Source organism: Plebeiibacterium marinum (assembly GCF_026013615.1).
Classification (GTDB): Bacteria; Bacteroidota; Bacteroidia; order Bacteroidales; family Marinilabiliaceae; genus Saccharicrinis; species Saccharicrinis marinus_A.
In genome coordinates, this window is sequence record NZ_JAPDPI010000110.1 from 1 (window position 1) to 1312 (window position 1312).

The 1312-nt window shown below is 33.1% G+C and carries 1 protein-coding gene; it reads right to left on the reverse strand.

Annotated features, from left to right (window positions below; genetic code table 11):
* Nucleotides 1-16: 16 nt before the first annotated feature.
* Nucleotides 17-1189: an IS4 family transposase gene (locus tag OM074_RS21065; protein ID WP_301202689.1), complete on the reverse strand. Its 1173-nt coding sequence runs from the start codon at nucleotides 1187-1189 to the stop codon at nucleotides 17-19.
* Nucleotides 1190-1312 lie beyond the last annotated feature (123 nt).

Consider the following 1312-nt stretch of genomic DNA (forward strand, 5'->3'; position numbering starts at 1 on the left):
AATTACTGCTGATGCGTTAAAAATTATCACTAAACAAATTTAATTGTTCTTTGACATCTTGATTGATTTGATATTCTGTAAGCAGTTCTTTTATTGGAGCTTTATCGAACACAGAAATGCCTAAAATTTGTATGATCTCATAAATTGAGAGGTCACTTTTTAAAGAATGCTTGACTTTAGCAACAATAAGGTAGGTACAAATTGCTACCCAGATATGTATATTAACGGCATTTTCAGAATGGCCCCAAAGTTTTTTAATTGTAAGATTCTGTTTTATCCACTTAAAGAAAATCTCTATTTGCCAACGATTCCGGTATAAATGAGCAATTTCAAGTGCTGAAGCGTATGTGTTATTTGTTATAAACGTTAAGAGGGTGTCTTTTTCATCATCATAATACTCAATAAGCCTTAATGTCTCAGGATACAATTTCTTGGACTTGTATCCATTGAGAATGATGATTTTATCACTTCTTAGACCTGTAGTTTCGTCAATATTGTAATTGACCTCTGTGACAGAAAAATCCATTGTTGTTTTTGCTCTGGATATAAAGAAAGCTCCAGATTCATTCATATGATATAATGCTTTAAAATCGATATAAGCCTTATCCATGACATAAATAGCATTTACTTCGGGCGTAATAACATCAAGCACATTGCTATCATGGTATTTGCCGTCGGTGATAAGGATATAGGATGGAATACTTCCTCTTAAGTCCAGCAACGTATGGATCTTTATTGCTCCTCTGGAGTATTTTCCCGGTGCCCAACTGAAAAGCTTTAGACTAAGTGAAACTGTCGTTGAATCCAAAGCAAACACTTCATTTTTGATGTGAACATCGGGAATTGAAGAGTTTGCATATAATGGCCGAACTTCCTGGATTAAGAAGTTACCAAAATCAGCAAAGATCCTTGAGTCTCTGTTCTCATTAGCTCTTGACAGTGTGGATTGATTCACATATTGCTTTATCCCAAGATGATAAAGTTTATTTCTATGAGCTTTTAAACACGTGCAGATATCTCGTAACGAGTTTCTTGCTGTTAATTGACCAAAGAATAATTGAATAAACTGGTTCCAGCAGTTTAAATCCCTAGTTCGATAATCGCCGTTATATTTATTTACGAATTTGTCAAACTCATAACGGTTTACAAATTGCAGTAGCTGAGCAAAAATATATTTACCAGAATTCATAGCCTTGCATTAAAAGTGCAAAGCTAAAAGTCAAATCAAATCAAAAAATCAAAGAACGTTTATATTGTATTGAAATATAATTGTTTGCAAAATATTTTTAAAAGTTAACGCATCACTAGTATT

Coding starts and splice junctions, on each gene's coding strand:
- OM074_RS21065 (WP_301202689.1), bottom strand. CDS start 1,189: ATGAATTCTGGTAAATATATTTTTGCTCAGCTACTGCAATTTGTAAAC.